The sequence below is a fragment of the Massilia consociata genome, assembly GCF_042432755.1.
Lineage (GTDB): Bacteria > Pseudomonadota > Gammaproteobacteria > Burkholderiales > Burkholderiaceae_D > Telluria > Telluria consociata.
In genome coordinates this window covers 218,700-241,431 of the sequence record NZ_JBHLWP010000001.1, presented here as the reverse complement: position 1 = coordinate 241,431, position 22,732 = coordinate 218,700, and the positions used below count along the sequence as shown (strand labels likewise).

The 22,732-nt window shown below is 68.2% G+C and carries 23 protein-coding genes and 1 pseudogene; 3 read left to right on the top strand and 21 right to left on the bottom strand.

The annotated features are described in order from the left end of the window. Positions 1 to 33 precede the first annotated feature (33 nt). Positions 34 to 201: pseudogene (locus tag ACFFJK_RS01095) on the bottom strand (helix-turn-helix domain-containing protein); the annotation flags it as partial. 201 nt (positions 202 to 402) lie between these two features. Here ACFFJK_RS01095 and ACFFJK_RS01090 point away from each other — a divergent pair. Further along, positions 403 to 1,995, top strand: coding sequence for a methyl-accepting chemotaxis protein (locus ACFFJK_RS01090; RefSeq protein ID WP_379677222.1), 1,593 nt, complete (start codon positions 403 to 405; stop codon positions 1,993 to 1,995). A 45-nt stretch (positions 1,996 to 2,040) separates the two neighbouring features. Here ACFFJK_RS01090 and pncB read toward each other — a convergent pair whose 3' ends face one another. The 6 genes from pncB to ACFFJK_RS01060 all read right to left on the bottom strand — a co-directional run bounded on the left by pncB (position 2,041) and on the right by ACFFJK_RS01060 (position 6,530). Further along, the gene (gene pncB / locus ACFFJK_RS01085; RefSeq protein ID WP_379677221.1) at positions 2,041 to 3,234 is read right to left on the bottom strand and encodes a nicotinate phosphoribosyltransferase; all 1,194 of its coding nucleotides are present in this window, start codon (positions 3,232 to 3,234) and stop codon (positions 2,041 to 2,043) included. Next, positions 3,231 to 3,755 (bottom strand): SET domain-containing protein, encoded by a 525-nt coding sequence (locus ACFFJK_RS01080; RefSeq protein WP_379677219.1) that lies wholly within the window; start codon positions 3,753 to 3,755, stop codon positions 3,231 to 3,233. The genes pncB and ACFFJK_RS01080 overlap by 4 nt, the downstream gene beginning before the upstream one ends. A gap of 147 nt (positions 3,756 to 3,902) precedes the next feature. Beyond that, positions 3,903 to 4,538: an N-acetyltransferase gene (locus ACFFJK_RS01075; RefSeq protein WP_379677320.1), complete on the bottom strand. Its 636-nt coding sequence runs from the start codon at positions 4,536 to 4,538 to the stop codon at positions 3,903 to 3,905. A 62-nt stretch (positions 4,539 to 4,600) separates the two neighbouring features. Further along, on the bottom strand, positions 4,601 to 5,479 hold the full coding sequence (locus tag ACFFJK_RS01070) for a hypothetical protein (RefSeq protein WP_379677218.1): 879 nt from the start codon (positions 5,477 to 5,479) through the stop codon (positions 4,601 to 4,603). Between the two features lie 429 nt (positions 5,480 to 5,908). Next, positions 5,909 to 6,289 (bottom strand): universal stress protein, encoded by a 381-nt coding sequence (locus ACFFJK_RS01065; RefSeq protein ID WP_379677217.1) that lies wholly within the window; start codon positions 6,287 to 6,289, stop codon positions 5,909 to 5,911. After that, the gene (locus ACFFJK_RS01060; RefSeq protein ID WP_379677216.1) at positions 6,270 to 6,530 is read right to left on the bottom strand and encodes a hypothetical protein; all 261 of its coding nucleotides are present in this window, start codon (positions 6,528 to 6,530) and stop codon (positions 6,270 to 6,272) included. The genes ACFFJK_RS01065 and ACFFJK_RS01060 overlap by 20 nt, the downstream gene beginning before the upstream one ends. A 312-nt stretch (positions 6,531 to 6,842) precedes the next feature. Here ACFFJK_RS01060 and ACFFJK_RS01055 point away from each other — a divergent pair, with 312 nt between their 5' ends. Continuing rightward, complete coding sequence (locus ACFFJK_RS01055; RefSeq protein ID WP_379677215.1) at positions 6,843 to 8,423, top strand: ATP-binding protein; 1,581 nt, start codon at positions 6,843 to 6,845, stop codon at positions 8,421 to 8,423. A 4-nt stretch (positions 8,424 to 8,427) separates the two neighbouring features. Next, entirely contained in the window at positions 8,428 to 9,039 is a 612-nt protein-coding gene (locus ACFFJK_RS01050; RefSeq protein ID WP_379677214.1) for a response regulator transcription factor, read from the top strand. A 31-nt stretch (positions 9,040 to 9,070) separates the two neighbouring features. On the opposite strand, the gene ACFFJK_RS01045 is transcribed toward ACFFJK_RS01050, so the two are convergent. From ACFFJK_RS01045 to ACFFJK_RS00980, 14 genes are all read right to left on the bottom strand, one after another. Continuing rightward, positions 9,071 to 9,319, bottom strand: coding sequence for a hypothetical protein (locus ACFFJK_RS01045; protein ID WP_379677213.1), 249 nt, complete (start codon positions 9,317 to 9,319; stop codon positions 9,071 to 9,073). 358 nt (positions 9,320 to 9,677) lie between these two features. Continuing rightward, complete coding sequence (locus ACFFJK_RS01040; protein WP_379677211.1) at positions 9,678 to 10,601, bottom strand: universal stress protein; 924 nt, start codon at positions 10,599 to 10,601, stop codon at positions 9,678 to 9,680. Positions 10,602 to 10,678: 77 nt separating this feature from the next. Continuing rightward, positions 10,679 to 11,065: a nucleotide exchange factor GrpE gene (grpE, locus tag ACFFJK_RS01035; RefSeq protein ID WP_379677210.1), complete on the bottom strand. Its 387-nt coding sequence runs from the start codon at positions 11,063 to 11,065 to the stop codon at positions 10,679 to 10,681. Between the two features lie 55 nt (positions 11,066 to 11,120). Beyond that, on the bottom strand, positions 11,121 to 11,534 hold the full coding sequence (locus tag ACFFJK_RS01030) for a GreA/GreB family elongation factor (RefSeq protein WP_379677208.1): 414 nt from the start codon (positions 11,532 to 11,534) through the stop codon (positions 11,121 to 11,123). Positions 11,535 to 11,990: 456 nt separating this feature from the next. Next, on the bottom strand, positions 11,991 to 13,685 hold the full coding sequence (locus ACFFJK_RS01025) for an AMP-binding protein (protein WP_379677207.1): 1,695 nt from the start codon (positions 13,683 to 13,685) through the stop codon (positions 11,991 to 11,993). Positions 13,686 to 13,876: 191 nt separating this feature from the next. Continuing rightward, positions 13,877 to 15,553 (bottom strand): 4Fe-4S binding protein, encoded by a 1,677-nt coding sequence (locus tag ACFFJK_RS01020; RefSeq protein WP_379677206.1) that lies wholly within the window; start codon positions 15,551 to 15,553, stop codon positions 13,877 to 13,879. Continuing rightward, complete coding sequence (locus ACFFJK_RS01015; RefSeq protein WP_379677205.1) at positions 15,550 to 16,182, bottom strand: DUF3306 domain-containing protein; 633 nt, start codon at positions 16,180 to 16,182, stop codon at positions 15,550 to 15,552. The genes ACFFJK_RS01020 and ACFFJK_RS01015 overlap by 4 nt, the downstream gene beginning before the upstream one ends. A gap of 10 nt (positions 16,183 to 16,192) precedes the next feature. Then, positions 16,193 to 16,633 (bottom strand): DUF3305 domain-containing protein, encoded by a 441-nt coding sequence (locus ACFFJK_RS01010; RefSeq protein ID WP_379677204.1) that lies wholly within the window; start codon positions 16,631 to 16,633, stop codon positions 16,193 to 16,195. Then, entirely contained in the window at positions 16,630 to 17,325 is a 696-nt protein-coding gene (locus tag ACFFJK_RS01005; RefSeq protein ID WP_379677203.1) for a hypothetical protein, read from the bottom strand. The genes ACFFJK_RS01010 and ACFFJK_RS01005 overlap by 4 nt, the downstream gene beginning before the upstream one ends. Further along, positions 17,322 to 17,795: a hypothetical protein gene (locus tag ACFFJK_RS01000; RefSeq protein ID WP_379677202.1), complete on the bottom strand. Its 474-nt coding sequence runs from the start codon at positions 17,793 to 17,795 to the stop codon at positions 17,322 to 17,324. The genes ACFFJK_RS01005 and ACFFJK_RS01000 overlap by 4 nt, the downstream gene beginning before the upstream one ends. Before the next feature lie 26 nt (positions 17,796 to 17,821). Next, entirely contained in the window at positions 17,822 to 18,934 is a 1,113-nt protein-coding gene (locus tag ACFFJK_RS00995) for a formate dehydrogenase subunit gamma (RefSeq protein WP_379677201.1), read from the bottom strand. Between the two features lie 11 nt (positions 18,935 to 18,945). Continuing rightward, positions 18,946 to 19,161 (bottom strand): hypothetical protein, encoded by a 216-nt coding sequence (locus tag ACFFJK_RS00990; protein ID WP_379677200.1) that lies wholly within the window; start codon positions 19,159 to 19,161, stop codon positions 18,946 to 18,948. After that, on the bottom strand, positions 19,158 to 19,841 hold the full coding sequence (gene fdh3B, locus ACFFJK_RS00985) for a formate dehydrogenase FDH3 subunit beta (RefSeq protein ID WP_379677199.1): 684 nt from the start codon (positions 19,839 to 19,841) through the stop codon (positions 19,158 to 19,160). Before fdh3B ends, ACFFJK_RS00990 begins: the two co-directional genes overlap by 4 nt. Before the next feature lie 37 nt (positions 19,842 to 19,878). Further along, a complete protein-coding gene (locus ACFFJK_RS00980) occupies positions 19,879 to 22,698 on the bottom strand; it encodes a formate dehydrogenase subunit alpha (protein ID WP_379677198.1) in 2,820 nt (939 codons plus the stop codon). Between the last annotated feature and the right edge of the window lie 34 nt (positions 22,699 to 22,732).

Genomic DNA, 22,732 nt, shown 5'->3' with positions numbered 1-22,732 from the left:
GACGCCGGACAAGGGACCGGCGCGCTCCAGCATTGATGTAATCGTACTCTGGCGCGTGCGGCGGTGGCCGCCCGGGGTTTTCCAAGACGCAATAGCACCACTTTCCATCCATAATTGAACGGTACTTGTCGCGACCCCAAGAATCCGGGCTGCGGCGCTCGTGGTCAGGATCGGATCCTCTTCGATGAACTTGCTCTGCATTGGCGGTCCTATAGATGCCGACAGTATACCTGATTTGCCGAAATCCTCCGGGACAATCCCGATTCAAGCGCATAACCTGGTGATATAGACAAATTCCTCAATTTCAGTTGCATAAAAGCAATTACACAGACAAACTACCCGGCAAATTCGGCAATTTTTATTTGTCGTCCAATAACAGGCCATCTTCATAAAGGAAGACCCATGGATTTTTTCCGACACACTGGCATCGCAACGCGGCTTTACGCGGCATTTGGCCTGATCCTGTTTGTCACCCTCGTCCTGGCGGCCTTCGCAGTGTCGCGTATCGACAGCATCGAACGCGCACTGCAGGCAGCCGACACGATCCGCAATACCGAACTGGAGCCGCTGTACGCGGCGCGCGAAGCGCTGGTCCAGACCGGCATCGCCGCCCGCAATGCCTACATCTTCAAGGATGGGGCAGCCGCAAACCGCGAACTGGACCTGCTCGATGCCCGCAAGGCCGAGTACCTGGCCGCCCTCTCCCGCCTTGACCCGATCCTGCGCGACGACCAGCAGTACGCCAAGGTGCGCGACGGCATGCTGACCATGGCGCGCGAACTGGAGCGTCCACGCGCCTTCCGCGCCAGCGGCGAGATGGAGGCTTTCGGCACCTTCCTGGTCGAGGAATGCAGTCCGTTGCGCCGCCAGATCGTGGCCGACATCGACGTGTTGCTCAAGAGCCTGCAGGGGCGCACCGCGACAGCGATCGCCGGCGCCAGGGCCGAAGCCTCCGGCACGCGCTACTGGATCACAGGCTTGAGCGCATTGTCGGTCGTGCTGTGCGTGCTCGTCGGCCTGGTGCTGGTGCGCAGCCTGCTGACCCAGCTGGGCGGCGAGCCGGCCTACGCCACCAGCGTCGCGCGCGCCATCGCCAGCGGCGAGCTGCACCGTCCGGTCGATACCGCCCGCGCCAGGCCGTCGAGCCTGCTGTACGCCATGAGCGCGATGCGCGACGCGCTGGGCGGCATCGTCGCCAAGGTTCGTGGCGGCACCGATGCCATCGCTTCGGCCTCGTCCGAGATCGCGTCGGGCAACCTGGACCTCTCGACCCGTACCGAAACCCAGGCGGCCGCGCTGGCGCAGGTGGCCGGCTCGATGAAGCAGCTGATCGAATCGGTGCGCCAGAACGCGGACTACGCGGCCCAGGCCAGCACCCTGGCGCGCGAAGCCTCGAGCGTGTCGGTGCAGGGTGGCGCGGCGGTGGACCAGGTCGTCACGACCATGGGGCTGATCCACGATTCGTCGAAGAAGATCGTCGACATCATCGGCGTCATTGACGGCATCGCCTTCCAGACCAACATCCTGGCGCTGAACGCCGCGGTGGAGGCGGCACGCGCCGGCGAACAGGGCCGCGGCTTTGCCGTGGTCGCGAGCGAAGTGCGCAACCTGGCGCAGCGCTCGGCGGCGGCGGCCCGGGAGATCAAGGCGCTGATCGAGGATTCGGTGAACAAGGTCGGCGCCGGCACGGCGCTGGTCGGCGAGGCCGGCGAAACGATACGCAAGGTGGTCGACGGCGTGCACCGCGTCACCGACATCATGGGCCACATCAGCGCGGCGACCGGGGCGCAGCGCGCCGACATCGAGCGCGTCGACGGCGCCATCGCCCGCCTCGACGAGATGACGCTCCAGAACGCGGCGCTGGTCGAGCAAGCCGCGGCGGCGGCGCAGTCGCTGCGCACCCAGGCGGCCGAACTGGCGGCGGTGGTCAATACCTTCCAGCTGGAAGAGCCGGGCGCGACGCCACGGCGCCGCCTGGCATCGGCTGCCGCCTGATTCGCTTGAGACCGATGGGTGGTCGGCTGTGCCGCCCACCCTACATCAACCGCCGCCCTGGTGGTTGAACACCTGCCGCAGGTAGGCGATGAAGGTCTCGTCGGTGCACATCGACTTGCCGGCGGTATCCGACAGCTTGGCCACCGGCTGGCCGTTGCAGCGCACCAGCTTCATCACGATGTTCAGCGCCGGGTACGGCGTGTCGTTGGTGAGTTTGGTGCCGATGCCGAAGCCGAGCATCGTACGGTCGGCGAAATGCCGGTACAGGTTCAGTGCCTTCGGCACCGTCAGCGCGTCCGAGAACACCAGGCGCTTGGTGCGCGCGTCGATGCGCAGCCGGGCGTAGTGCGCCAGCGCCTTTTCTCCCCACTCGACCGGGTCGCCCGAATCGTGGCGCAGGCCGTCGAACAGCTTGGCGAAGTACAGGTCGAAGTCGTTCAGGAAGGCGTCCATGCCGACCACGTCGGTCAGCGCGGTGCCCAGGTCGCCCCGGTATTCCTGCACCCAGTCTTCCAGCGCCGCCTTCTGGAAATCGCGCAGGCGCACGCCGAAGGACTGGTAGGCCTGCAGGTACTCGTGCGCCATGGTCCCGATCGGCACCAGGTTGTACTTGCGCGCCAGGTAGACGTTCGAGGTGCCCTTGAAGTACTGCGGCAGCTCGCGCGCCATGGTCGCCACGACTTCGTCGTGCCAGTCCCCGGAAAAGCGCCGGCGCACGCCGAAGTCGAAGAATTCGAAGGGCGTGGCACGCGGCGGCTCCTTGCCGAAGGCGCGCAGCTCGTCGACCTTCTGCGCCAGGCGCACCCGGGCCTCCTTAAGGGCCGCCTCGCGGTCGAAGCGCCGGAAATACAGCTCATTGACGATGTAGAGCACGAAGATCTCGAAGCCCATCACATGCACGATCGGGCCGGTGGCGCGGATGGTCAGGTGCGGGCCGTCGGTACCGACATGGATGAACTTGCGCTGGAAGCGGAACAGCGTCAGGAAGTCGGCAAAGTCGCTCTTGATGAAGCGCAGCCCGCGCAGGTAGGCCACCTCTTCTTCGGTGAACATCATCGAGCACAGGTGGTCGAGCTCGCGCTCGAGATCGTCCTTCAGCTCGGCGAGCGGATAGGCCGGCTCGTTCCGGCAGCGGAATTCGTACTCGCCGTTCGCCCCCGGATGGCTGTGCAGGAGCGCCTGCCACATGGTGAACTTGTACAGGTCGGTTTCCAGCAGGCTGCGGACGACGTGGCTCATGCTGCTGCCTCGCCCGACGACGTGCTCGCGGGTGCGCGATTCCTGGTGCGCTTCTTGGGCGCGAGCATGGTGCCGGTGCAGCCCGGCGTGCCGCAGCGGCAGGCGAACAGCTTCTTGAGGGCCGGCGTGTGGCGTTCGTCGTAGATCAGCGCGTAATTGTAGTTGAGCTCTTCGCCCGGTTCGATGTCGCGCATCGCGTGGATGTAGACGCGCCCCTCGTCCTCGAAGGCTTCGCAGTTGGGCGAGCAGGCATGGTTGATCCAGCGCGCCGCGTTGCCGCGGCTGCCGCCGTCGATCACACGCCCGTCGGCCAGCGTGAAGTAAAAGGTATGGTTGATGGGGCCACCGGCCTCGGCTGCGCGGCGGGTCGCCTCGTCCCAGGTGATGCGTTCGCCCCGGTACTCGATGATGCGCTCGCCGGCGCCGATCGGCTTCAGCGCGAAGACGCCATTGCCGTGGATGGGGGACTTCCTGACTTCGTAGGCGGGGTTGGAGGTGGCGGAGCGTTTAGTGGTGGTCATCGAGTCGGGTATCAAGGGTGGCCAGCCGCTTGGCGGCGGCGACGCATGTTATCGATCGGTCACATTATGCGGCGAATCCGCGCCGGCGTGCCGCACACTTTGACGGAATTCGCACTACCCTTGTCGTCCGCCATACCGCTACCGCCGTCAGCGGCCAGCCTGTCCGCACCCGTGCATGCCGGTGCACGCCGCCAGGCGCTCCAGGTCCCAGCCGGCGCCGAGCAGGATCATGCGGGTGCTGAAATCGTCGCGCCGCCAGGGGTCCGTCTCCGGCGCCAGGTAACCCAGCTGCTTGTCGCGCAACTCCGCATGAACCAGGCTGGCGTCGCGCGCCAGCGACTGCCACAGGGCATGCGCGCCGGCCGACTGCCGCGCGCCGCTGATCAGGCAGTTCCCGGTCCGCAGCCACCAGCGGTAGACCGCCGTTGCGATGCCGCGACGCTGGTACGCGCTTGCATACTTCGAATGCGGGGCGCGCAGGTGGCGGTCGGCGCGCCGGTCCAGCTCCACCAGCCGGTTGAACACCGTGTAGCCCGCAAGGCGGCGCCGGACCAGGTCTTCTGCATACACGTAATGTTCGCCGTCGGCCTCGCGGTGGCGGAACACCAGACCAGGGAAATCGACCGCGACGGCGGCCATGCCATGCAGGCGGTGGCCGGGCCGCTGCATCCGTCGGTATAGTTCGTCCAGTTCCTTCTCCAGGTCCTCGGGGCGGTGGGCGACGTCGATCCTCAGTTCCGCCGGCCACGGCCACTGCCACCAGCCGGCCCCCGGCAGTGCCAGGCTAGACACCGGGAGCGCCCCGCGCACGGCCAGGCGCCGTGCAGCGGCCAACCATTCGGTCGCTAGCCATGACGCCGTTCCTCTACTACCCAGTATCCGCTGAAAAGCCGCTCCGGCCTGGAACTGGCGCGCACCTGTCCGCTGGCCTCCCAGCATTCCTGCCGGACCGCCAGTCCGGCATACACGCCATAGCTTTCGCCGGCCCTGATCTCTTCCCCCGCCTGAATGCTCTCCCCCGCGCGGATCGCGGCTTGCGCCGTGATCGCGGCGCCGGCCTTGATGCCCCAGGCCGCTTCGAGGTGCCCGCCGCAGGCGACACTGGCGCCGGACTCGATGCCCTGGCCCGCATGGATGCTGTCCTGGCCGGTGATCCCACCGCCGGCACGCAAGCCCTTGCGGGCGTGCGCCGCGCCGCCGAGCACGATTTCGTGGCCGGCACAGCACTCCCCTTCCAGCACCAGTTTGCCGCCGCACGCGATATCCCAGCCGGCCCGCAGGTTGCCGCCTGCGCGCAGGTCGCCCAGCACGTGGATGCCCCAGCGCGCGTCGACGCTGCCGCCGGCGTCCAGGCTTCCGACCGACTGGATGCCGCCGGCCACGCGGATATCCTCGCCCGCCGCGATCGACCCGCCTGCCCGGATGCCGCCGCCGGCGCGGATGCCGCGACCGGTCTTCAGGATGGTCCCGACCTCGATATTGCCGCGCACCTCGAGCGCCCCCGCGAACACCAGCGCGTCGGCATCGATCGCCTCCACCTCGAGGACCGCGTCGCTGGGGCCGAACTGCGACAGCAGCCAGCACGCGTCGTCGGCCCTGCCGTCGGCCACCAGGGCGTCTAGCAGCGGCTGGTAGTCGGCGCCGGACGCATGGTGTTTCAGGAACCAGCGGAAGCCTTCCGCGCACGGGCGTTTCATCTTGATGAAGTTCTTGTTCAGGTCCATGGGAATCCAATCGAAACGGTGCGGCCCGGTATCGGGCCGGCCGCAGTATCGGCGAAAACGGATGGGCTGCCTATTGGCGGGCGCGCGTAAGGGATTCCCTTAAAGGGTCAACGGCCCGGAGGGATCGCGAGTATGTCGCACGCGCTCCTGGCCAGCACCTCGCGCATGTCCGACTGCCAGCGCCACGCCTGCCAGCAGCCATCCGGCGCAGACGGCAGGGCGAGCACGTCCGGCCCCGCCAGGTTTGCATTCGAGACGATCGCGGATACCAGCGGCTGCCGGACGACCAGGACCGACAACCGTGCGTCGCATGGCCCGGCACGTTCGACAAAGCGCCAGCCCGCCGTGCGCGCTTCCTGCTCTGCAGGGCCGGGGCGGCTCGTCGCATGTGACTGCCAGGGGATCGCCCGGGGACGAGCGCATGCGGCCTCACGCGGCGCCATGCGGTATCAGGAGGACGTCACAATCCGAGCGCGCCATTGCCTCGCCTGCCAGGCTGCGGAAGAACCAGCGCCGCAGCCGGGGCGCCGCGTCGTTCGGCAGGACCAGCAAATCGGCGCCGACACGGCGCTCCACGTACTGCACCACCGTCGGCCAGAAGCCATGTTCGACGATGCGGGTGAAGCTGACGGGCGCCAGGCTTGACGGCAGTTGCAGCCGTGCAAGGCGTCCGAGCGCGTCTTCGCGCTGCTGCTGGAGGAATGCGGCGATCCGGTCCTCGCCGGCCCGTGCCCGGCGCAGCCGGAACTCGCCGTTCCGGTCCAGCACGGCAAGCAGCACCATGTCCGCATCAAGAGCGATTGTGCGCACCCTGTCCAGGGCGGCGGGCAAGCCGCCGCATGCCCCGGGCGTCGCAGGCGCCGACCACCGCCAGGCTGGCCTGCCCGCCACCGGCGCGGATGTCCGTGTGCCCGTCCAGGAAGCTGCTGCGCACCGCGGTCTCGAACGTGAAGCCGGTCTGGCGCCGCACCGCCAGCGCGATCTGCTCCAGTCGGCCCTGTTCGTGACGCACGCAGTCCTCGCCCTTCATGCCGCGCAAGAAATGCCGCATGCCGTAATGGTGCGTGTGGACCAGCGCGCTGCGCCACCCGCATGGCCTGGTCCGACCACTGCACCGACACCACCATGCATTCCTGCGCGCCCGCGCCCATACGCAAATCCGACATCCGTTCCTCCGCGCGTCCATGGCCTCCATGTTCGCTTGATGTCTACAGTATAATGAGCGGTTGATGGTCACCACATCCGTGGTCCGCGTAAGGGAAATCCCTAGCTGTATCCCAGCGTTGACATCGCGCGCGCGCCCCGGCGGCAACGGCGAGGCCTGTTGCAGTCAGCCGTTCGGTGCGCGGCCGAGGAAGCCGACATGTTTGATCTCCGTACCGTCCGGGCAGCCTGGCTCGGCGGTGCTTTCTGCCTTGCCTATATCGCTCTCGACGTGGTCAGCGGTCCCGAAGCCCGCTACCAGACGATTTCCCCGGTCTGGCATCCGGCTGCCGGCCTGGCCCTCTACCTGGTGCTGAGTGCCGGTGCGAGGGCGGTGCTGCCGCTGGTCGCGCTGGCCCTGCTGGCCGCCACCATCACCCCGGCACTGCCCGCCCAACCCGGCCTGTCCTGGCTGACCGGCCTGCTGCCGGTGCCGATCTACCTGGCGCTGGGCGCGGCCATGCGCAAGTATCTTCCGGGCAGCGCCTGCTACGCCAGCCACAACGGCTTGCTGTTGTGGTCGGTGCTGGTCACGCTGGGCAGCCTGGCGGGCGCCGTCGTGTACGCAAGCATGCTGCACGGGGTGGACGTCGTCGGCACCCGCCCCTGGCTGGACGTGGTCACGCGCTACGCGATCGCCGAAACCGCGGGGATGCTGGTGGTGGTACCGGTCAGCCAGTTCCTGCTCGACAGGGAACGGCGCGCCGACTATCTCGGCCGCATCCTGTGCCGGGAAACCGCCGCGTACATCACCCTGATCGCCCTGGTGCTGGCGGTGGCGCTGCAAAGGCCGGCGCCGGAATCGCTGGCCTACTACTTCCTGATCATGCCGCTGGCCTGGGCCGCCGCGCGCCAGGGCATGGCCGGGGCCGTCACGGCCGCGCTGGTCCTCGAAGTGGGCGTCACGATCGCCGCCCTGCGCCCGATCGCCTACCCGGCCCAGATGCCCAACGTCCAGATGCTGGTGCTGACGCTGACGCTGTCCGGCTTCCTGATCGGCATCGCGGTCGACGTCGCGCGGCGCGCCAGCCATGAACTGCGCCATTCGCTGCGCCTGGCGACGGCGGGCGAGATGGCGGGCGCCGTCGCGCACGAACTGAACCAGCCGCTGACCGCGCTCTCGATCTACGGCAGCGCCTGCGAGCGCCTGATGCAGCGCGGCGACAGCGACGAACTGCTGCAGAAGACGATGCGGGCCATGGTCGCCGAATCGCAGCGCGCTTCGGAAGTGCTCAAGCGCCTGCGCGAATTCTTCCGCACCGGGACCACCGCGCTCGAGCGCCTGTCGCTTCCCGCCCTGGTCCGGGGCGCGGTCGACTCGTTCGCGGAGCAGGCGGGCAGGGAAAACGTGCGCCTTGCGCTCGGGGACATCCCCGAAGCCGGCCTGCTCGGCGACCGGGTCCAGCTCGAGATCGTGCTGCGCAACCTGCTGTCCAACGCGATCCAGGCACTGGCCCAGATGCCTGCCGGGATCGAGCGGCGCATCGCGGTGGACGCGGGCGTCGACGGGGCTTCGGTCTGGATCAGGATCGCCGACAATGGTCCCGGCATCGCCGACAAGATCCGGGCGCGCCTGTTCGAGCCCTTCATCTCGCTCAAGTCGAGCGGCCTCGGGCTCGGCCTGGCGATCAGCCGCTCGATCGTCGAAACCCACGGCGGGACGCTGAGTGTCGAACCGGGGCGCCACGCCATCCTGAAAATCACCCTGCCGGCCCAGGCGGCGGCCGGCGAAAGGATCTAGCACCATGCCCAGCAACCAGACGGTCTACATTGTCGACGACGACGCCGCGGTGCGCGACGCCCTCGGCCTGCTCCTGAGCCTGCACGGCTACCGGACGGCCTTCTTCTCGGATGCGGCCTCCTTCCTGCGTTCCTGGTCGGCCGAGCGGCGCGGCTGCCTGCTGCTCGATATCCGTATGCCGGGGATGGACGGCCTGGACCTGCAGAAAAAGCTGCTGGAACTGGGCAGCCGCCTGCCGGTCCTGATCATCACCGGACACGGCGACGTGAATTCGGCGCGCGAAGCATTCCGCTCGCACGCCGTCGATTTCCTGGAGAAGCCGCTGCAGGAAGCACAGCTCGTGGATGCGATCGAGGAAGCCTTCGCGCGGCAGGAACGCCAGCCGCAGGGCAGTCGCGCGAGCGAGGAATACCTCAGGCGCCATGCCAGCCTCACCCCGCGCGAGCGCGAGGTGATGGAACTGGTCGTGGCCGGCCGCCACAACCGGGAAGTCGCCGAAGATCTCGGGATCAGCGTGCGCACCGTGGAAGTCCACAAGGCGCGGGTGATGGAAAAGCTCGGGGTCGGCAGCATTGCGGACCTGGTGCGCCAGTACCTGCAGAATCCCGTCGCCTAGCCGCCTGGCCTGCGGCAGGCGGCCGCGCCGGTCAGGCGGCCAGGACAGGCGCCGGCCGGTCCGGCTCCACGGCCGCGAGCGCGGCCTGCTCGCCCAGTGCGAGCTGGCCGGCGAGCACCGCGGCCATCAGGGCCGTCATCGTCCTGGCGACCAGGCGCCGCCATCGCGCATTGCGCTCGAGGATGTGCTTGACGAGCCGCCGCTTGCCGCGGCCCTGCATGCGAAGCTGTGCCTGGACAGCCGGATCGGCCTGGAGCGGCCGGGGTCTCTGGTGCATCATGTGTTGCCTCCCAACGAATCCGCCTGCGCGGACAAACGTGATCACGCCATGGCGCACGCGCGCCATGGCCCGTTGCTGCCGGGCTGCTCGGAAAATGCGGCGCAGCCGCCTGGGGCGGCGCGCTCGCGCATTCTCCGAGCCCGGCAGAGGCCGGCGGGACCCCGCATCCGGCGCATCCGGAACATCACCGTTGTCGTGGAAGACCACATCGTATCGATCGCTTGGGTTGAAGCCCGCTGAACGTGAAGGAAAAGGAAGGAGGCGCCCGCGCATGACGGCGGACGCCACCGGGCATTATCGTCCCTGGCGCCGCGCCTGCCATCCGCAAACCGCGTACGGGTTTCCCTGATGCCGCCCGTTATGCGGCGAGGCGGCGGTCGGTATCGTCGCCGAAATGGTCGGGACCGACCAGGAGGTCGCGCCGGCCCTCGTCCAGCAGCTTCGGCATGAGCTTGGACACCGACAGCCGCGCCCCCGGATGGGTCGCTCCCCTGCCCAGCACCACCAGGTCCGCGTCGTGCCGCTGCGCGCACTCCTCGATCACATGACAGGGCCTGCCGACATGCACTTCGCGCTCGCCCGCAGGCAGGTCCTGCAAGAACAGGTCCACGAATTCGTCGAGCCGCCTGCGCACCGCCGCCGCGCTGTGATCCTGGCACCCGCGGATCGCGCGCACCGGCAGCTCGAGCTCGCGCATCATCATCAGTTCGCCCGGCAGCGGGCAGGCGTGCACGAACACGAAGCGGGCAGCCGGCGCGAGCAGCGCCGCGGTGCGCGCGGCGGACAAGGAAGCACGGGAAAAATCGGTGGCCACGACGACGCTGCGGTAGACGTCCCTGGGCTCCGTATGCACCAGCAGGACCGGGCTGCGGCACAGGCGGATCACGTCCGCGTTGCGCGCCGGCCGCACCCACTGCGGCAGCGCGGGGCGGCCGGCTCCCGCCAGCAGGGTCAGGTCCGCGCCGATGCGCTCGGCCGTTCCCGCAATGACGTCGGCCGGGTTGCCCCGCTGTACCGTCCACACATTCTCGAGCTCGTCGGGAAAGACGCCGGCGCCAAGCAGGCGCGGCTGTCCGTCGACCAGCGCACTGAGCCTGTTGCCGTCTACCTGGACATGGCTGAAGGTGGTTGTCGCGCCGCGCATGCCGGTGCAGGCGCGTTTCACCGCGATCACATCGAAGGAGCCGATGTCCAGCTGCGGCCCCAGCAGGGAAGCGCGCAGTTCGACGCGGCCCGGCTGGGCCTGGTGGATCGCCAGCAGGATCCTGTTGATTCGACGCACGTGTACCTCCTTTGAACAAGGCATGCCCCGGTTCGGTAGGGGCGAGATAAGCGGGATCATGTCGTCCTTACGCAGGCTCAGGCGTGCCGGCGCGCCAGCGCCGCCTCGAGCTGCCTGCCGGCGAGCTCGAGGCCTCTGCGCAGCGCCGGAACGTCCGTGGTCTCGACCGCGAGCGCGGCCTCGAGCGCGTCCTTGAAGGGGAGCAGCGCCCGGGCCATGTCTGCCAATGCGTAGTTGCTGGCCAGCGCGAGGTCGGCCGCTGCACGGCGGCGTGCATGGCGCACGTCGGCCAGCGCCCCGTCCAGCCGGCGCTGCAGCGCCGCGATCCGCAGTCCGGTCTCGGCGATGCGCTCCTCGATGCCGGGCTGGGCTGTGGGCGGCATGGCGCATCGGGCGCCCTCCTTGCCCGCCTGTGGTGGAACGCTCCGGCTATCGTGCGCTTGGGTGATGTTGGTATCAGTCATGGATGCCTCCTTTCAGCTTGTGCAAACACGATCAATGAGGCGCGGTGCGCCCGCCTCAGCGAACTAGGTGGTGGCCCGTGCAGGGCGGCCGTACCTCGACGATATCGACGATCTGCGAGCGCGCGAGCGGCAGGTCGATCCTGACGCTGCGGCCCTGTTCGTGGCCGAGCAGCCCGAGCGCCAGGGGTGTCAGGATCGAGACGCGCGCCAGCAAGGCGTTGGCGTCCTGCGGACAGGCGATGAGGATGGAGTTGGTGTCGCGCTCGCCCTGCGCGCGGTAGCGCACGGTGGCGCCGAGCGAGACATGGCGACGCGCGCTGTCCGTTTCAGGAAGCACGATGGAAGATTCGAGCAGGGCCGCCAGGCGGCGGCCGACCGGGTCGTCGGAAGCCGCCCCTGGCGTACGGGCGGCGACGAACCTCGTCAGGACAGCCAGGTCGTGCTGGCTCAGGTAACGCGTGGAACACATGGCATGCCTTTCCCAGCCTGTGCAGGCTGGCCGACAGTAACGAATGGAGCCCGCTGCGCAATGCAGGAGCCCCTTGGACGATGCTTGTGGATGGCTCGGGAGAGTCCGGGAAGCTCAGGCTTCGCCGGCTCTCGCCGAGCTCAGGAGAGGCAGGCGAGATCGCGCGTCGACAATTGCGCGAGACGAGCGTGGAATACGCTCAGTCCGAGCGGCAGCAGGTGATCGGGATGGGCGGACGCAAGTGCGGAAGGCACGCGCCGTGCTCGCCGGTCGATGGCGAGGCACATGCGGGATAATGCGATACAGCGCTTGTTCACGTCAGGTAACCTCGGACAGGCTCACACAGCCCAGGTTGGCAAGATGTGAATCAGTATATACGAGCTGTTTTTTTCGTCAACAGCGCGAGCGGCGGGCGCCCTGCCGTGGCGCGCGCCGCCTGCCCGCGCTGCCGCGGGTTCAGCCGGCGAAGGCTTCTTCGCGATACTCGACACCCTGCGCGCCGCCCTGCGCCCCGGTCTCATCGTTGCGGCCCGCTTCTTCCTTGCGCAACTCGACGCGCCGGATCTTGCCGGAGATGGTCTTGGGCAGTTCGCGGAACTCGATGCGGCGGATGCGCTTGTACGGCGCCAGGCGCTCACGCGCGAACGCGAACAGCGATGCCGCCACCTCCCGGCTCGGCGCCACGCCCTGGCGCAGGGTGACGAAGGCCTTCGGCACCGACAGTCGCACCGGGTCCGGGCTCGGCACGATGGCCGCCTCCAGTACGGCCTCGTGTTCGATCAGGACGCTTTCGAGCTCGAAGGGGCTGATGCGGTAGTCGGACGACTTGAACACGTCGTCGTTGCGGCCGACGTAGAAATAGTAGCCGTCCTCGTCCACCGTGGCGGTGTCGCCGGTGTGGTAATGGCCGGCGCGCATGACGTCGGCGGTCTTGGCTTCGTCGCCTTCGTAGCACATCATCAGCCCCAGCGGGGCCGGGTCGAGCCTGAGGGAGATTTCGCCTTCCGTGGCGGGCTGGTCGTCGATGTCGAGCAGCGCCACCCGGTAACCGGGCAACGGACGGCCCATCGAGCCGGGCTTGATCGGCTGACCGGGCGAGTTGCCGATCTGCGCCGTGCTCTCCGACTGGCCGAAGCCGTCACGGATGCGGATGCCCCAGGCTTTCTCGACCTGCTCGATCACTTCCGGGTTGAGCGGTTCCCCGGCACCGACCAGCTCGCGCAGCGGCGGGCGCCAGGCAGTGAGGTCTTCCTTGATCATCATGCGCCAGACCGTCGGCGGCGCGCACAGCGAGGTCACGCCGCAGCGCCCGATGGTGTCGAGCGCCGCCTTCGCGCTGAAGCGTTCGTAGTTGTAGATGAAGATGGTGGCGCCGGCGTTCCACGGGGCGAAGAAGCAGCTCCAGGCGTGCTTGGCCCAGCCCGGCGACGAGATGTTCCAGTGCACGTCGCCCGGCTGCAGGCCGATCCAGTACATGGTCGACAGGTGGCCGACAGGATAGCTCTGGTGGCTGTGCAGCACCAGCTTGGGCTTGGCCGTGGTGCCCGAGGTGAAATACAGCAGCAGCGGATCGGTGGCGCGGGTTTCACCCTCGGGCGTGAAGACCGAGAGGACGTCGCGCGAATCCGCGAAGTCGTGCCAGCCCTCCGGCTTGCCGCCGACGGCGATGCGGGTGAAGTTGCCCTGCATGGATTCGAATTTGTGCGCTTCCGAGGCCAGCGCGATCACGTGCTTCACCCGTCCGCGCTCGAGGCGGTCCTGCAGGTCCGCTCCGGACACCAGCATCGTGGTCGGCACCAGCACGGCGCCGATCTTGATCCCGGCCAGCATGATCTCCCACAGCTCGACCCGGTTCGGCAGCATCAGGAGCACGCGGTCGCCGCGGTTGACGCCGCACAGGCGCAGGTATTCCGCCACCTGGCAGGAGCGCGATGCCATGTCGGCGAACGAGATCTTCTGCTCGGAGCCGTCTTCTTCCACCACCCACAGCGCCGGCCGGTGGTTGTCCCTGGCCTGCTGGTCGAAGAAGTCGAGCGCCCAGTTGAAGGTGTCCAGCTGGGGCGGCTGGTAGCCCTTGTAGGCGGTCTCGTAGTCGAGGCGGTGCTGCTGCAGGAAGTCGCGCGCTTGCACGAAGCGCTGGGTTGGCGTCATGGTGTCTCCTGGTCGCGGTGCGGTGAACGGCCGGATGCCGCAAGGGGCTCCGGCCTTGTGGTCGTGTTCATTCTGCCATCGTTTTCGGTGGCTGGGGAGGTCGCCAGGCGCGATTGATGCTCTGCTGCCAGGCAAACGGTGGCTTGACGCGCGGCCGGCAAAGCCGGCCAACCTACGAAGCGACGCCGCGATCAACTACGCCGCAGCGCCGTCACCCGCATCTCGCCCTGCGGCTCCATCATGTCGATGACACGACAGTCGCCGCACATGCGCAGGCGGTCGAGGTGGCCGGCGAAGGCCGGGTGCATCCCGAGACGGCCCAGCATGTTCTCGACCATCTGCAGGGTGCCGAAGGGCTTGTCGCAGCGGATGCAGTGGAAGGGCTGGGTCTCGTTGAGCACCACCGCCTGGTTGCGCGTTTCCATGAAGGACAGGCGCGGCGCCAGGGCGATCGCGTTTTCCGGGCAGGTGGTGGCGCACAGGCCGCACTGGACGCAGTTCTTCTCGATGAAGCGCAGCAGCGGCGCACCCTGCCCGTCCTGCAGCGCGCCCGCCGGGCAGGCGCCGACGCAGGACATGCACAGGGTGCAGGCTTTGCGGTCGACCTCGATGGCGCCGAAGGGCGCGCCGGGCGGCAGCGCCACCACTTCGGGCTTGCGCGGCGCATGGCGGTGCAGGTGGTCGAGCGCGTAGTCGAGGGTGTTGCGCTTGTCGTTCGCCAGGTGGAAGACGGCGGCCTCGAGCGGGGTCTGGCCGCGCGGGGCGTGGCGCAGCGCCACCGCCAGCTCGTCCGGCGCCGCCGGCGTTTCCATGCGCAGCAGCTGCAGGTGCGGCCCGTCGTAGCCGAGGCCGTCCAGCACGGCCTGGGCGATCGCCATCTGCTGGTCGAGGGCGGCGATGTACTGCGGCGCCTCGTGGCCGGTGTTCAGCACCACGATCCCGGCCGCGCCATAGGCGATGGCGGCGAACCAGACGTCGATGCCGGCCGAGGCCGTGTGCTGGAGCGCCAGCGGGATGACGCGGCCCGGGATCGATTCGCCGAGCTGGGCCAGCAGCGCGGCGCCGTGCTCCGCATCGTGCAGCAGCAGGACCGGATCGTGCCCGCCGGCCTCGCGGTAGGAGCGCAGGGCGGCCTGGATGCGCTTGCCGGTCAGGGCGGCCGGCGGGAAGGCGTAGCTGATGGCGCCGGTCGGGCAGACGGTGGAGCAGGCGCCGCAGCCGGCGCACAGGTAGGGGTTGACCTTGATCCGGTCGCCGTCGTCGGCGATCGCGTGGGCCGAGCAGATGTCGATGCAGGCGCTGCAGCCCTTCTGGCCGTTGCGGCCGTGGGCGCAGGTGCGTTCCTTGTACGCGAAATACTTCGGTTTCTCGAAGTCGCCGACCATGTCGAGCATGGCCTCGACGGCATCGAGGCGGGCGGCATCGCCGTCGCCCGGCGCGTAGTAGCCGTGCGGGCGCTGGTGGCTCGGGATCAGGCGGCTCGCGCCGAGATCGAGCACCAGGTCGAACTTGCCCTGCCCGACGGGTTGGCCGGGTGCCTGCCAGCGCGCCTCGAAGGCGCCCAGCCAGCCGGCCACGGCAACAGTGCGCGCCGCATGCACCGGGTACGGGCGGACCGGCAGCGTGTCCTGGCTGTCGAGCAGCAGGACGGTGACCGGCAGCGCAGCGGCGAGGCGGTCGGCCCATGGCAGGGCATGTGCTCCGGAGCCGACGACCAGGGTACGGCCGGCGGAGCGGTAGCTGACGGTGACGGAAGGCTCGAACAGGGGAATGGCGTCGGCGGCGAGGATGGCGGCCGTCCTGGCCTGGATGTCGCGTCCTTCCTGGACCGGGTCGAGCGGCGGATTGTCGGTGAATCGGATGTTCATGCGTTCCCTTGTTGTGTGGACGGGGGCGGGTCGCCTTGTTCCGGCGCCGGCCCTGGTTCTTCTGCGAGCGCGTCTGCCTGCGATGCAGGCGCCGGCGCTTCTGCTGCGTGCGCATCAGCTGTCTGTACTTCGGCTGTCTGTGCTTCGGCTGTCCGTGCTTCGGCTGCCTGCTCCTGGGCCGCCCGCTGCTGGTCGTCGAGCAGGCGGGCCACCAGTCCCTGCGCATGCTGGAGCGAGGCCAGCATGGCGGGCGTGAGCGGCGAGGCCTTGGTGTAATCGCTCATGTACATGTCGAGCCCGTCGACCGCATTGAAATGCGGGTCGGCGAACAATTTTTTCAGCGCCAGGCGCTGCACCGACTTGTCCACGCCGGGTGCGACGAAGGACGAAAAATCGGCGTCGGACGTCAGCCTGGCGGCGTCCTCGAGCGTCGGCAGCGGACCTTGCGGGCGGTCCTGGGTGCCGGGCGCCGCCGGTGCACGCACGGCCACCGGCTGGTCCACCGGTGCGCCGGGTGCGCCTGCCGGCTGCGGCACGGCCCTGGCTGCAGGCGGTGCCTGCGGCTCCGCCACCGTCTCGCCGGATGCCTTCAGGCGCGACCAGCGCCGGAAAAATCCCTCTCCCGACATCAGCCCCCCGTCATCCGTGCTGGCGCCCGCGCCGCGGCTTGGGCTGGTAGTGCTCGCGCAGGTAGCCGGCCACCCAGGCATAGATCTCGGCCGGCATGGTCACGCCGTCGGCCTGCTCGCCGGAATCGAACATGCGCGTGCCTTCGACATAGCTGACCGAGGCGCGCGCCGGGATCGCCTTGCCCTCCTCCATCCGCCACAGGACGAACACCTTGGACTCCGGCGCCACGCAGTTCTCGTAGTAGCCTTCGTTCTCGTCGGTGTACAGCTCGAGCTCGAGCCCGGACACGAGGTAATAGTCGCGCTCCGGGCTCTCGCTGAGCACCTGCAGGCGCGGCAGGTTGCCGCGGTCGGGCACCACGCCCACCGCCGCCCAGGCTTCGTCGGCCCAGCGGTGCTGCACGGTGCGGCGCTGCATGATGACCGCGATCGGCATGCTTCCCATCTTCATTGCTTGTTCGCCGTTTTCGGTGAGTGTTCTTTTTCCACCGCCGGGGCGGCGCCTTTCGGCACGGACCTGGTCGGGCCCTGCTTGACGTCTTCGCTCGGGGCCGCCGTACCGAGCTTCTCGCTCTTGATGGGCACGTTGGCCGCGTTCAGGGCCTGGCGGCTGAGCGGTGCGGCACCGGTGGCGGGCGCCGCGGCCGCCGTGCCGGGCGCCGCATGGGCCGGGGGGGCCGCCGGCATGCCGGCCGACGGCGGCGTCACGCCCGGCGGCACCATGCCGGCCGCGGCGGCGGCTCGGGCCGCTCCGCGCGGCGCTTCGCCCGGCGGCACCGGATTGGCGACCTGGCCGGGCCCCATCGTGCCTGGCCCGGCCACGCCGGGGGCGGCCCCCGGGGCAGTGGTTCCCGGCGCATTGGTACCGGGCGCAGTAGCGCCCGCCGGCGCCGCAGCCACCGTCACCGGCGGATTGATCTTCCAGCCCTTTTCCGGGGCCTGTTCACGCCAGCGCTTGCTCAGCGCGTCCATCGAGGCCATCAGGGCTTCCTTGTCCTTGGCCGCCTTGGCGTCTGCCGCCGCTTTCTTGGCCGCCGCTTCCTGCTGCTGGGCCGGCGTGGGTGTGGGCAGCGCCGCCCACGCCGCCGCGCCGAAGCCCAGCAAGCCTGCCAGCACGCAGGCGCTCCGAGTCAGTCTGTTCATTGCGTATTCCTCAAGTTGCCCGGCGGGGCCGGTGGATTCGGCGCGATATTGGTCGCGGCCGGCGCCTCCACGGTGCCGGGGGCGGGCGCCTTCGGGCTGCCATAATCGCCTGGCGGCTGGCGCGTCCCCTCCTGGGCGCCGGAAGGTGGCGTCACGCCGGAGGTCGGCCCCTGCCCGGTCTCACGCACCGTGCCGCCGGTTTCCGCACCCGACGTGGTGCCGCCGGAGCCGCCGGCGATGCCCGGGGTACCACCGGCATAGGTGGCGTCGGTCACCGGTTTGGCGGTCTGCGCGATGATCGTGCCGCTGGTGGCGCCCCCGGCCGACACCTGGCCCGGATACTTGGTCTGCGCGACGTTGTCGACGGTCGGGTGGCCGCCACGGTCGCAGCCGCTGGCCAGCAATGCCAGCAGTGCCAGCAGCAGCGGCGCCGCCAGTACGCCCTTGCTCGTCATGTTCGTTGGTTTCATGGTGCTCCTCCGTGGCCGCGGTGGCCTCAATGGGCCGGACCCGGACGCGGCGCCGGGCGTACCGGGGTGCCGCCGGCCGGTTGGCCCGGGCCGGCATTTCCTGCGTTGCCGTTCTTGACCTCTTCGTACCACAGCGCATGGTGCGCCTTCGCCCATTCCTCGTCCACGGTGCCTTCGCGCATGGCCCGGTAGGCGCCCGGCGTGCCCCAGGTGCCGATGTAGATGTGGCCCATGGCCGCGGCCATGTAGAAGGTGGCGCCGGCGATGTGCAGGTAGTTCGCGACCTGCAACACGTAACGGGTCTGGCCGAAATTGACGAAGTTCAGGATCAGGCCGCTGATCGACATGACCAGTCCCAGCAGGGTGACCCCGAGCCAGAACCAGGTCTTTTCGCCGGCGTTGAAGAAGCCGGCCGGCACGTGCTTGTGCGATACCAGTCCGCCGCCCTGCTTCACCCAGTGCCAGTCGCTGCGGTTGAAGAAGTTTCGGCGCAGGAAAGTAATAAACATCAGCACCGAGCAGACGATGAACAGCGGCCCGACGAAGTTGTGCACGTACTTCGAGATGATGGCGACCCAGGAGAACAGGTCGTGCCCCATCCAGGGCAGCATGATGTTCTTGCCGTACATGATGATGATGCCGGTGATCCCCAGCGCGATGAAGGTATAGGCCGTGGCCCAGTGCACCTTGCGCTCCCAGTTCGTGAAGCGCTGGATGCGCCGTCCCGAGCCCGGCTCTTCGCGGGCCGGGCCGACCGCCTTGTAGAAGACGAAGATCAGGAAGGGCACGACCAGCAGGATGGTGCCGGCGATGGTGGCGATCGGGCCGTTGCGCAGGATACGCCAGGTGTTGCCGCCGCGCTGGACGATGACGTTGCCTTCCGAAGAACCGTACTGGCCCAGGTAATGACGGTCCATGTGGACCCGGCCCGATGCCGGGTTCAGGAGGCCGGGCTCCGGGACCACCGAATCGCGCTCGATCTGGAGCATGGTCTGCTCCTCGGCATACGCGGGCTTGGCGTCCTTGTTCGGCACGCCGGCCCAGGCCGGGGAAAGCAACAGGGCCGCCGCCAGCGCCAGCACCAGCATCAGCATGGTGCGCAAGGAAAACAGATTCGCCTGCAAAGGGTTCGCTCGCATCGTCGGCTCCTCTACGGATTGGCCCGGTTGTATTCGTTCTGCTTCATGGCCCGGTTCTGGATGGTGGCCGACCAGGCCAGGCGGTCATTGTGGAAGCGGGTCTGGAAATGGCGGTTGTCCTTCTTGCCGGCGTACTCGCCGTGCAGCCATTCCGGATGCTGCTCGACCTCGAGGCAGCCGCCCAGGACCAAGGGGAGCGCGAGCACCAGGTAGCGAAGTTTCTTCATTGCGGGAACCTCCCCGTATCGTTCTGTGCGGCGTTCGGAATCAGGTTCTCGCGCGGATGGTCGCCCTTGGCCTGGATCTCGCCGCCGCGCTTGGGCCGGCCATACGCGATCTTCCAGCCCCACAGTTCGGGACCGTAGCCGCGGGTCTCGACGCGCTGGCGGTAGATGTCGGCGATCTGGTTGGCTTCGCCGCCCAGCAGGGCCTTGGTGCCGCACATCTCGGCACAGGCCGGCAGCTTGCCTTCGGCGATGCGGTTGCGGCCGTACTTCTTGAACTCGGCTTCGGACGTGTCCGGCTCCGGGCCGCCGGCACAGAAGGTGCACTTGTCCATCTTGCCGCGGTGGTTGAACAGGCCGGTCTCCGGGAACTGCGGCGCGCCGAACGGGCAGGCGTAGGAGCAGTAGCCGCAGCCGATGCACTGGTCCTTGCTGTGCAGGACGATGCCGTCCTCGGTGTGGTAGATGCAGTTGGTCGGGCACACCGCCAGGCAGGGCGCGTCGGTGCAGTGCATGCAGGCCACCGAGACCGAGCGCTCGCCCGGGATGCCGTCGTTGATCGTGACCACGCGGCGCCGGTTGACGCCCCACGGGGTCTCGTGTTCGTTCTTGCATGCGGTCACGCAGCCGTTGCAGTCGATGCAGCGCTCGGTGTCGCAAATAAATTTCATCCTCGCGGCCATGCCACCCTCCCTTTCTTCTCCTGCCTTCGGGCACGCGCTAGGCGCGGACCACCCGGCACAGCGATACCTTGGTTTCCTGCATCATCGTCACGGCGTCGTAGCCATAGGTCCAGCCCGTGTTGCAGGCCTCGCCTCGCACGGTCGGGGCGCCGCCCTCCGGGTAATGGCGCTCCAGGTCCTCGCCCATCCACCAGCCGCCGAAGTGGAACGGCATCCAGACCAGGCCGATCGGCACCCGTTCCGTGACCATCGCCATCATCTTCATGCGCGCGCCGGTCGGCGTCTCGACCCAGACGTAGTCGCCGACCGCCGCCCGGATCTGGGCCGCGTCGCGCGGGTTGATCTCGACGAACATGTTCTGCTGCAACTCGGCCAACCACGGGTTGGAACGTGTTTCCTCGCCGCCCCCCTCGTATTCGACCAGCCGGCCGGAGGTCATGATCAGCGGGTAATCCTTCGAGTAATCGACGTCCTGCACCGACTTGTACAGCGTCGGCAGGCGCCAGAAATTGGCCTTGTCGTCGTAGGTCGGGTACTTGGCGACCAGGTCGCGGCGCGGCGACGCCAGCGGTTCGCGGTGGGTCGGCACCGGGTCGGGGAAGTTCCAGACGTTGCAGCGCGCGCGGGCATTGCCGAAAGGCGAGCAGCCATGCGAGATGACGACGCGGATGATGCCGCCGGAATTGTCGGTCTTCCAGTTCTTGCCCTCGGCCATGGCCTGTTCCTGCGGCGTCAGTTCCGCCCACCAGCCGAGCTTCTTCAGGAAGACGTGGTCGAACTCCGGGTAGCCGGTGTCGAGCTGGCTGTCCTTGTTGGTGGAACCGTCGGCCGCCAGCAGCGACTGGCCGTTGTGCTCGACGCCCCAGTTGGCGCGGAACGGCAGGCCGCCCTCGGCGATCGACTTGCTGGTGTCGTACAGGATCGGCGTGCCCGGGTGCTTCAGCTCCGGCGTGCCCCAGCACGGCCACGGCAGGCCGTAGTAGTCGCCCTTGCAGGGGCCGTCGTCGGCGCGCATGGTGGTCGGGTTGAAGGTGTGCTTGTTCTCCATGTGGAGCTTGAGGCGCTCCGGCGAGCAACCCGTGTAGCCGATGGTCCAGCACGAGCGGTTGATCTCGCGCAGGATGTCCTCGACCACCGGCTCGTTGAGCACCACCTTGATGTTCTTGCACAGTTCGTTGTGGAAGCCGAGCTTCTTGGCGAACAGGTACATGATCTCGTGGTCGGTCTTGCACTCGAACAGCGGCATGATCACGCGCTCGCGCCACTGGATCGAGCGGTTCGATGCCGTGCACGAGCCCTGGGTCTCGAACTGCGAGGCGGCCGGCAGCAGGTAGACGCCGTCGGTGCGGCCGTGCATCGAGGCCGTCATGCTCGGATAGGGATCGATCACGACCAGCATGTCGAGCTTCTGCATCGCGGCCTTCATGTCCGGCAGGCGCATCTGGCTGTTCGGCGCATGGCCCCAGTAGAACACGGCGCGCAGGTTGCTCGGCTGGTCGACGAACTCGTTCTGCTCGTTGACGGCGTCGAACCAGCGCGACACCGTGATGCCGGGTTTCTCCATCAGCTCCTTGGAGCCGAAACGCGACATGATCCAGTTGTAGTCCACGCCCCATACGTCCGCGAAGTGCTTCCAGGCGCCTTCGGCGATGCCGTAGTAGCCCGGCAGCGAGTCGCCGTTGGGGCCGACGTCGGTGGCGCCCTGCACGTTGTCGTGGCCACGGTAGATGTTGGCGCCGCCGCCCGGCTTGCCGATGTTGCCCAGCGCCAGCTGCAGGATCGACAGCGCACGCACGTTGGCGGTGCCCACGGTGTGCTGGGTGATGCCCATGCACCAGACCACCGAGGACGGCTTGTTCTTGGCCAGCATCTCGGCCGCCAGCCTGACCGAGGCTTCCGGCACGCCAGTGATGTCCGAGACCTTGTCCGGCGTCCATTTTGCAACTTCCTTGCGCACATCCTCCATGCCGTAGGTGCGGGCGGCGATGAATTCCTTGTCTTCCCAGCCGTTGTTGAAGATGTGCCAGAGGATGCCCCAGACCAAGGGGATATCGGTGCCCGGACGCACCCGCACGTAATGGTGCGCGAAGCGCGCCGTGCGGGTGAAGCGCGGGTCGATGACGATCATCTTCGCGCCCAGTTCCTTGGCGTGCAGGAAGTGCAGCATCGAGATCGGGTGCGCCTCGGCCGGATTGGAGCCGATGAACATCACGGCCTTGCTGTAGTGCAGGTCGTTGAAGGAATTGGTCATCGCGCCGTAGCCGAAGGTCTGGGCCACGCCCGCGACCGTGGTCGAGTGGCAGATGCGCGCCTGGTGGTCGCAGTTGTTCGATCCCCAGAACGACACCCACTTGCGCAACAGGTAGGCCTGCTCGTTGTTGTGCTTGGAGCTGCCGATGACCATCAGCGCATCGGGACCGGCCTTCTGACGCAGGTCGATGAGCTTGTCGCCGATCTCGTTGATGGCCTGGTCCCAGGAGATGCGCTGGTACTTGCCGTTGACCAGCTTCATCGGATAGCGCAGGCGGTGCTCGCCGAAGGCGTGCTCGCGCACCGAGGCGCCCTTGGCGCAGTGCGCGCCCATGTTGATCGGCGAATCGAAAGCGGCTTCCTGGCGTACCCAGACGCCGTTGGCCACCACCGCGTCGACCGAGCAGCCCACCGAGCAGTGGCTGCAGATGGTGCGCTTGACTTCGGTGGGGACCGGGGCGTCCGGCGCCTGGTCGGCCTTGGCCGGTTCGATCACGTTCAGCGGCAGCTGCCGGGCCAGGGCGCCGGCGCCGGCCGCGACGCCCGCCCCGACCAGGAAGCGGCGCCGTTTCAGCCCGCTGTCGCGGGTGGTCTTCACGAGGGACATGCTGAGTCTCCGGTTGTGCTCAAGGTGTAATCAC

What these genes read in the sequence shown, in the direction of transcription:
- ACFFJK_RS01090 (WP_379677222.1), top strand. Translation starts at nt 403, where the DNA reads ATGGATTTTTTCCGACACACTGGCATCGCAACGCGGCTTTACGCGGCA.
- pncB (WP_379677221.1), bottom strand. Translation starts at nt 3,234, where the DNA reads ATGAGCCACGTCGTCCGCAGCCTGCTGGAAACCGACCTGTACAAGTTC.
- ACFFJK_RS01080 (WP_379677219.1), bottom strand. Translation starts at nt 3,755, where the DNA reads ATGACCACCACTAAACGCTCCGCCACCTCCAACCCCGCCTACGAAGTC.
- ACFFJK_RS01070 (WP_379677218.1), bottom strand. Translation starts at nt 5,479, where the DNA reads ATGGACCTGAACAAGAACTTCATCAAGATGAAACGCCCGTGCGCGGAA.
- ACFFJK_RS01060 (WP_379677216.1), bottom strand. Translation starts at nt 6,530, where the DNA reads ATGCGGCATTTCTTGCGCGGCATGAAGGGCGAGGACTGCGTGCGTCAC.
- ACFFJK_RS01055 (WP_379677215.1), top strand. Translation starts at nt 6,843, where the DNA reads ATGTTTGATCTCCGTACCGTCCGGGCAGCCTGGCTCGGCGGTGCTTTC.
- ACFFJK_RS01050 (WP_379677214.1), top strand. Translation starts at nt 8,428, where the DNA reads ATGCCCAGCAACCAGACGGTCTACATTGTCGACGACGACGCCGCGGTG.
- ACFFJK_RS01045 (WP_379677213.1), bottom strand. Translation starts at nt 9,319, where the DNA reads ATGATGCACCAGAGACCCCGGCCGCTCCAGGCCGATCCGGCTGTCCAG.
- grpE (WP_379677210.1), bottom strand. Translation starts at nt 11,065, where the DNA reads ATGACTGATACCAACATCACCCAAGCGCACGATAGCCGGAGCGTTCCA.
- ACFFJK_RS01030 (WP_379677208.1), bottom strand. Translation starts at nt 11,534, where the DNA reads ATGTGTTCCACGCGTTACCTGAGCCAGCACGACCTGGCTGTCCTGACG.
- ACFFJK_RS01025 (WP_379677207.1), bottom strand. Translation starts at nt 13,685, where the DNA reads ATGACGCCAACCCAGCGCTTCGTGCAAGCGCGCGACTTCCTGCAGCAG.
- ACFFJK_RS01020 (WP_379677206.1), bottom strand. Translation starts at nt 15,553, where the DNA reads ATGAACATCCGATTCACCGACAATCCGCCGCTCGACCCGGTCCAGGAA.
- ACFFJK_RS01015 (WP_379677205.1), bottom strand. Translation starts at nt 16,182, where the DNA reads ATGTCGGGAGAGGGATTTTTCCGGCGCTGGTCGCGCCTGAAGGCATCC.
- ACFFJK_RS01010 (WP_379677204.1), bottom strand. Translation starts at nt 16,633, where the DNA reads ATGAAGATGGGAAGCATGCCGATCGCGGTCATCATGCAGCGCCGCACC.
- ACFFJK_RS01005 (WP_379677203.1), bottom strand. Translation starts at nt 17,325, where the DNA reads ATGAACAGACTGACTCGGAGCGCCTGCGTGCTGGCAGGCTTGCTGGGC.
- ACFFJK_RS01000 (WP_379677202.1), bottom strand. Translation starts at nt 17,795, where the DNA reads ATGAAACCAACGAACATGACGAGCAAGGGCGTACTGGCGGCGCCGCTG.
- ACFFJK_RS00995 (WP_379677201.1), bottom strand. Translation starts at nt 18,934, where the DNA reads ATGCGAGCGAACCCTTTGCAGGCGAATCTGTTTTCCTTGCGCACCATG.
- ACFFJK_RS00990 (WP_379677200.1), bottom strand. Translation starts at nt 19,161, where the DNA reads ATGAAGAAACTTCGCTACCTGGTGCTCGCGCTCCCCTTGGTCCTGGGC.
- fdh3B (WP_379677199.1), bottom strand. Translation starts at nt 19,841, where the DNA reads ATGGCCGCGAGGATGAAATTTATTTGCGACACCGAGCGCTGCATCGAC.
- ACFFJK_RS00980 (WP_379677198.1), bottom strand. Translation starts at nt 22,698, where the DNA reads ATGTCCCTCGTGAAGACCACCCGCGACAGCGGGCTGAAACGGCGCCGC.